This is a genomic window from Clostridium arbusti SL206 (assembly GCF_000246895.1).
GTDB classification, from domain to species: Bacteria; Bacillota; Clostridia; order Clostridiales; family Clostridiaceae; genus Clostridium_I; species Clostridium_I arbusti.
In genome coordinates this window covers 1-6939 of the sequence record NZ_BAEV01000146.1, presented here as the reverse complement: position 1 = coordinate 6939, position 6939 = coordinate 1, and the positions used below count along the sequence as shown (strand labels likewise).

The window sequence follows — 6939 nt, the reverse complement described above, 5'->3', positions numbered from 1 at the left end:
AAGTAAATAAAATAGTAGTAGTAGTATTTAGTTTAACTACTACTATTTTTTATTGCTTATTCTTTTAGTTGTACAAGGATTAATAAGAATTTATTATAGGTTTCTATATTTATTGATACTTTTATATATAAATTTATTATAGATTTTACATAAACACTTCATAAATAGATCTGATAGCTTTTTCAAAGTCGTTGTTCTCAACTCCTACTATTATGTTGATTTCACTAGAACCTTGATTGATCATTCTTATATTTACATTGTTTTGGCCAAGAGCATCAAATACTTTTGCAGCAATACCTTTTGATTGAGACATTCCTTGTCCAACAGTAGCCACTAAAGCCATATTTGGTAACACTTCTATAGAATCAGGATTACATTGTCGCTTTATCTCATGGATTATGTCTTCTAATTTATTTTTTATTTGTGAATCTGCAATTACTAGAGATACAGAATCTATACCAGCAGGCATGCTTTCAAATACTACTCCATTTGTTTCTAGAATAGATAGTAATTTTCTACAGAAACCAAGTTCATTATTCATAAGATTTTTTTCTATAGTTATTACAGTAAAGTCTTTTTTACCTGCAATTCCTGTTATAGTGCCAAAAGTATTTGTTGACTTATCATCACTAACAATTAATGTTCCAGGATCTTGTGGTAAATTAGTATTCTTTATATTTATTGGAATACCAGCTTCTCTTACTGGGAAAACAGATTCGTCATGTAATACCGTAGCACCCATGTAAGATAGTTCTCTAAGTTCTCTGTAAGTTATTGTTTTTATCGGACGTGGACTGGTAACTATTCTTGGATCTGCCATTAAAAAGCCTGAAACGTCAGTCCAGTTTTCATATAGAGAAGCATTTACTGCACGGGCAACTATAGCTCCAGTAATATCTGATCCGCCACGAGAAAAAGTTTTTATATGTTTTTCACATTGACCTTCACATTGTGAACCATAGAAACCTGGAATTACAGCCTTCTCTACTTTAGACAATCTCTCTTGTGCAGATTTTTGAGTAGCTTCTGAATCTAGGCAACCATGTTCATCAAATAAAATCATATCTGCAGGATCTATAAATTCGTAACCTAAAAGAGTTGAAAGTATTACACCATTTAAGTACTCTCCACGACTTGCAGTATAATCTGAAGATGCACCTTCAGAAATTGCATTTTTAATTGTAGTCAAATAATGTTCTATATCAAGATCTTGCATGCGATCACATCTTCTAGATAACTCTTGAACTATTTCTTTATATCTTTCAGATATAATGTTGAATACATCGTCAAAAGGTATACCTTGTTGTATATGAGTATTACAAAGGTACAGAAGATCTGTTATTTTATAGTCTTTACCATGTCTTTTACCTGGTGCTGAAGGTACAATGTATTTTCTTTCTGGGTTATTTTCTACAATATTTTTTACTTTCTCAAATTGATGAGCATCTGCTAAAGAACTGCCACCAAATTTTGCTACAATAATGTTTTCCAATTTATTACCCTCCAAAATAGTGTAAGTATTTTATTATGAATTTATTATTAAAGTTAGAAAAAATTTTGTCATATAATTAATCTATAATATCAAAAAATTAATAATTATGCAACAATCATTTTCAATGTATTAGAAAGTATTTGGCGTTAATCCTATATAGCATCAGGGATTTCTTTGGATACTTAATAGTAGTAGTACTATAGTTTTACAACATTAAATACCAATATATGTGATATAATAATACAATCATGAAAATATGTTATTTTAGTAAAGGTATTCCTAGCAACGATCCGTCAATACTTAAATATTTAGGATTACTGCTATTATAGATTAAAGGGAAAGGATGATATGTAAATGATAGACGTGAATAATCTAAGTAAAGCCTTTAAAAAGGTAAAAGCTGTAGATAATATTAATTTTAAGGTGAATGATGGCGAAATAGTAGGCCTTTTAGGTGAAAATGGGGCTGGAAAAACCACTACACTAAGACTATTAGCTACAATGTTAAAGTCTACAGGAGGAACAGCTATCGTAAATGGATATAATATTAATAAGGAACCTGAAACAGTAAGAGGGGAAACTGGTATATTATTTGGTGGAGAAGTTGGACTATATGATAGACTTACAGGTAGAGAAAATATAAGATATTTTGCAGAGCTTAATGGAATGTCAAGAAAAGAGGCAGATGAAAGCATAGACAAATTGGCTAAGAATTTAGATATGCATGAATATATAGATAGAAGAGTAGGAAAGTTTTCTAGAGGAATGAAGCAAAAAGTAGCTATTGCAAGATCTATAGTGCATAATCCTTCTGTAGTACTATTTGATGAACCAACTGCTGGCTTAGATGTAACAGCAGCTAGAATTGTACAAGACTTTATTTTAAAGTGTAAAAGAGATAATAAGGCCATAATATTTTCTAGTCATACAATGTCAGAGGTTGAAAAGTTATGTGATAAAATTATTATAATACATAAAGGAAAAATTCTAGAAGAGGGAACTATAAAACAGTTTAAAGAGAAATATAAGAATGATGACATGGAAGAAATATTTATGAATTTGGTAGGTGAAGGAAATGAAAAGTAATGTAGTAGCAATAGTATTGAGAAAAGAATTATTAGATATGTTTAGAGACAGAAAAACATTAATATTAAGTATCCTGATCCCTTTAATTGTCCTTCCTCTGCTATCATTTTTTATAGGAAAAGCTTCTAATGAGAATGCTCAAAAGGTACAAAATAATATAGCAATAAATATAGTGGATAAAGGTAACAGTAATCTTACAAAATTTGTTAAGGCACAAAAAAATATAAAGATTATAAATTCAACAGATATAAATAATGATATAAAGAATGGTAAAATACTAGTGGCAATAAGTATACCAAAAGATTTAGATAAAAATGTAACTGATGAAACACCATCTAAGGTAGTTATGTCATATGATAATTCAAGTGAAAATGCATCTATGGCGGTGTCAATTGTTAAATCGTATATAGATGAGTATTCAAAGGGAATAGTATCAAAAAGACTGACAGAAAAAAATATAAACCCTGAGATTCTAAGTCCTGTAAATATAGTAGAAGATACTGTGGAGAAAAAAGAAAGTGGAATTGGTAAGATGATGATTGTAATGTTAGTACCATTATTACTAATTATCTATGCGATAACAGGGACTATGGCAGCTGCAACAGATTTAGGTGCAGGTGAGAAGGAAAGAGGAACTTTAGAACCACTATTAACTACAAAGGCAAATAGAATGTCATTACTTTGGGGAAAACTTTTCTCTATAGCTATTATGGGAATAATAATATCTTTAGCTTCATTAGTTAGTTTATTTATAGCTATGCAGCAGAAAAATGGAATGTTTTCTTCCGCAGGTAAAGCAGACTTAAATTTAAGTTTAGGAACACTTATGCTTATAATGCTTATCCCAATACTATTAACTATGGTTTTTGGAGCTATTCAATTGGCATTAAGCATTTATGCTAAATCATTTAAAGAAGCTCAAACGTATCTTTCTCCAGTAATGGTTGTAGGAATGATATTAGCCTATTTAACAATGATGAAAGATGCTAAGAATATAGAAGGCTATTATTTCAATATTCCCATTGCCAATGCGTCTTGTCTTATAAAAGAATTATTGGTTGGAATACATAATTATAATCATATTGCCATAACATTTGGGTGGATGATAGTTTACGTAGTAGCAGCACTGTTATTTGCAAGATACATGTTTAGCAGAGAGGATGTAGTTTTTAGAGCTTAAACCATAATAAATTGTAATAAATTAGTAAATTCACCTTGATATTTTGTCTTGTCAACTAATATTATAACGGATAATTTACGTACTAAAGATGCTTTTTGCATCTCTTTTATATTTTTTGTAGTATTTATTAACTCTTTTGCCTATAAAAATTATACACTAACGGTATAAACAATACTCTTATTATTTATGATAATTCAAATATACAAAAAGAAGACTTAAAAGTTATTATAACTATGAAGGAAAACATAGGATCCTTTAAAAATACTGTTACTATTATCAATATAAAAGATTATAAACAAGGATTTGTATATCAGTGTGATTACATATTTTTTTATAAAATTAAGAATGGAATTGATAATAAATTACTTAAGGTTGACCTAGATAAGAGTAATAAGGAAATATACTGGATTAAGGATTCATTACAGTTAGATTTAAATAATGGCATTCAAGATAGCTTTAAGCAGGATAGTAAGTATCAAAAAATATATTTAAAAATAGATAATGTAAATTCCACTTGGAAGTTATGACAAACTTAAAAATATAGCTGAGTACCTATATAATAAAGGAATTCCATTTATAGTAGTTCTTATGCCTGTATATTTCAATACTGATTTACATGAAATGAAGGAGTTTACAGACACGGTAAGATATATGCAAAGCAGAGGTGGAGCTATTGTTCTGCATAGTTTTCTTCAGATTGGTACAGAGGACGATGCTTCAATTAGAGGATCTCTTAATACAGAAAAGGTAGGTATATATAACAGATATAAAAAGATAATACCCCAGAAAAAAAGACAATTGCTAATTTTATATTCTGTCTTCTATTATATCTTTGAGTAGAGGATATGGACTTTACAAGATTTTCAACAGAATTTGTATTATTATTAGTAAGCTCAAAGTAAGCGGCAATAGAAATAAAATCTACTTTTGAAAATAACTCATTGTTTAGCTTTTGATTATAAGAATCTACTGATTTTTTATCCCAAGAAGCAGTATACCACCAACAGGTTCTATAGGTAATAAGACCTCTATATTATTTTCTTACATAATCTATAGTGTTACACCAGTTCTTTTCATTATGTTCCATATGTACAAAGTTAGAAGCAACAATTACAGCATCAACATTATAAGGATTAGCAACCTCGTTAATTAGATTTTTTAATACATTATTTTCCTAATTATAAAAGAACATGTCTATATTGGAAGGGTTCCAATCAGTTTCATAAAGAATACCATCAGATATCCAGGGATAAGGTTCAAGGATTATAGATATATTGCGATTTAATATCTTTAGTGCCTTCTCTTCATTGGATTTGTTTATATGCATATCATTAGAAGATAAGGAATTTATATTTATGATTACTGGAATAATTACAGTATTTAGTTTGAAATTCTCAATATCATTTAGTGTAGTATTAATAGAATAATCAGTGGATAGGTTTCAAGATTTAATTTTTATGTTTGAGTCTTTATTTAATATTTTTTCTCTAAGAGGATTCATAGTAATACTTCTAGAACCACAATAAGGATGCAATATAATTATAGATAATAAAACTAATAATATAATAAATTTTTTCATCAGATTAATCTCCTTATTTTGAGTTAACTATAAAAAGAAAGTAAAGATTAGAAAAGTAATTCTAAGATATATTATATATAGTAATATAAAAATTATTATATATTCAATAAGAAATTTGAAGCAAAAAATAAAACCGCCAACTTCATTATGAGTTTGGCGGTTTTAATATATTAGCTAATTTTTAAATCATCTAACTGTATTTTCAATATAATTGATATAGTTTCTATAACATTAAAGGATGGGTTACGCTTAGCACCTCTTTCTAATTCTTCTAAATAAGTTTTTGAAACAGGAACTGCTAGGTTTTTGGATAAGTTGGATACATCCATACAGGTTAATCCTTTTTCTAATCTAATTTCTCTTATCTTACTACCATTTACCATTGAAAAACCCCCTCTAGTTTTATATGAAATTATATATACAATTCTAACTTATGATGAAGTTTTATTTATATTCTTATTATATAATATATTTATTAAAAATAAAATTAAAAATTTTAATAAATATTATTGCATTTTTGTAAATATTATACGGTTATTAACTTAATTGGTATTTATTCAAAAAGTTAATAATGCTTAAATTACAATGTATTTTTTAGAACCTTACCGATGCTATCATTTATTACTAGGTCAGCTTTTACATCATAAGGGGTAGAGGCTTTATTTATTAGTATTAGTTTTTTACCTTTAAAGTAATCTATTAATCCTGCGGCAGGATAAACTACTAATGAAGTTCCGCCTACAATAAGTACGTCAGCATTACTGATAAATTCAACAGATTCATTTATAATATCTATATTTAATCCTTCTTCATATAATACTACATCTGGTTTTATAGTTTCACCGCATACATCACATTTAGGTATAGTAGTTTTGCTATTTAAAATATAGTCTAAATCAAAGAATTTTTTGCATTTTGTACAATAATTTCTGTGTATTGAACCATGAAGTTCTAAAACTTTTTTTGATCCAGCCATTTGATGTAGACCATCTATATTTTGTGTTATAACAGCTTTTATCTTTCCAATTTTCTCAAGTTCAGCTAATGCATAGTGGGCTGGATTTGGTTTTGCTTCTTTATATATCATTTTGGATCTATAGAAATCGAAGAAGTCTTCAGGATGATTTATAAAAAAACTATGACTAAGCATTACTTCAGGAGGATAGGAAAAATTATTTTTAGTTGTATACAGACCAGTTTCAGACCTAAAGTCTGGAATAGAGCTTTCTGTAGAAACTCCTGCACCTCCAAAAAATACAATATTGTTGCTAGTTTCTATTATATGGTTTAGTTCCTTATTACACATATTATCACCTCTTTTATCTATTATAACATAAATGTAAAGAAAAATTGTATTTTATTAGTGTAAACATATCCACGAGTATCTATATATGAAATATTAAGATAAAGATAGTAAAAAAGAGAAAATTGAAGGTAACCTTTTTTTATTGAATAATTTAATGCACATAGGTAATATATAATATGATATTATTTCACTGTTGCTTTTGCAGAGTAATAAATTACAGTTCATTAGCAATAATAATTATATGAAGTAAATTTTAAAAATGTTGTTGACATTTTACTATTAACTTGATATAATGT

General features: G+C 27.9%; 8 protein-coding genes. 4 read left to right on the top strand and 4 right to left on the bottom strand.

The genetic code is table 11. The features are described from left to right. Window positions 1-145: 145 nt before the first annotated feature. Entirely contained in the window at window positions 146-1492 is a 1347-nt protein-coding gene (locus tag RH99_RS17250) for an aspartate kinase (protein WP_010241224.1), read from the bottom strand. Window positions 1493-1846: 354 nt separating this feature from the next. Here RH99_RS17250 and RH99_RS17245 point away from each other — a divergent pair, with 354 nt between their 5' ends. From RH99_RS17245 to RH99_RS17230, 4 genes are all read left to right on the top strand, one after another. After that, complete coding sequence (locus tag RH99_RS17245; protein ID WP_010241222.1) at window positions 1847-2578, top strand: ABC transporter ATP-binding protein; 732 nt, start codon at window positions 1847-1849, stop codon at window positions 2576-2578. Further along, window positions 2568-3758, top strand: coding sequence for an ABC transporter permease (locus tag RH99_RS17240; RefSeq protein WP_010241220.1), 1191 nt, complete (start codon window positions 2568-2570; stop codon window positions 3756-3758). The genes RH99_RS17245 and RH99_RS17240 overlap by 11 nt, the downstream gene beginning before the upstream one ends. A gap of 233 nt (window positions 3759-3991) precedes the next feature. Next, on the top strand, window positions 3992-4285 hold the full coding sequence (locus RH99_RS17235; protein ID WP_010241218.1) for a hypothetical protein: 294 nt from the start codon (window positions 3992-3994) through the stop codon (window positions 4283-4285). Further along, window positions 4266-4598, top strand: a complete 333-nt coding sequence (locus RH99_RS17230; protein ID WP_081504412.1) for a DUF2334 domain-containing protein — start codon at window positions 4266-4268, stop codon at window positions 4596-4598. The genes RH99_RS17235 and RH99_RS17230 overlap by 20 nt, the downstream gene beginning before the upstream one ends. Before the next feature lie 601 nt (window positions 4599-5199). Here RH99_RS17230 and RH99_RS19305 read toward each other — a convergent pair. From RH99_RS19305 to RH99_RS17220, 3 genes are all read right to left on the bottom strand, one after another. Continuing rightward, window positions 5200-5337, bottom strand: a complete 138-nt coding sequence (locus RH99_RS19305; protein ID WP_158511961.1) for a hypothetical protein — start codon at window positions 5335-5337, stop codon at window positions 5200-5202. 170 nt (window positions 5338-5507) lie between these two features. Beyond that, window positions 5508-5720: a helix-turn-helix domain-containing protein gene (locus tag RH99_RS17225; protein WP_010241208.1), complete on the bottom strand. Its 213-nt coding sequence runs from the start codon at window positions 5718-5720 to the stop codon at window positions 5508-5510. A 197-nt stretch (window positions 5721-5917) separates the two neighbouring features. Next, window positions 5918-6643 carry an NAD-dependent protein deacylase gene (locus tag RH99_RS17220; RefSeq protein WP_010241206.1) on the bottom strand — a complete coding sequence of 242 codons (726 nt, stop codon included), beginning with the start codon at window positions 6641-6643 and terminating at the stop codon, window positions 5918-5920. Window positions 6644-6939 lie beyond the last annotated feature (296 nt).

Coding starts and splice junctions, on each gene's coding strand:
- RH99_RS17220 (WP_010241206.1), bottom strand. CDS start 6,643: ATGTGTAATAAGGAACTAAACCATATAATAGAAACTAGCAACAATATT.
- RH99_RS17235 (WP_010241218.1), top strand. CDS start 3,992: ATGAAGGAAAACATAGGATCCTTTAAAAATACTGTTACTATTATCAAT.
- RH99_RS19305 (WP_158511961.1), bottom strand. CDS start 5,337: ATGAAAAAATTTATTATATTATTAGTTTTATTATCTATAATTATATTG.
- RH99_RS17225 (WP_010241208.1), bottom strand. CDS start 5,720: ATGGTAAATGGTAGTAAGATAAGAGAAATTAGATTAGAAAAAGGATTA.
- RH99_RS17245 (WP_010241222.1), top strand. CDS start 1,847: ATGATAGACGTGAATAATCTAAGTAAAGCCTTTAAAAAGGTAAAAGCT.
- RH99_RS17240 (WP_010241220.1), top strand. CDS start 2,568: ATGAAAAGTAATGTAGTAGCAATAGTATTGAGAAAAGAATTATTAGAT.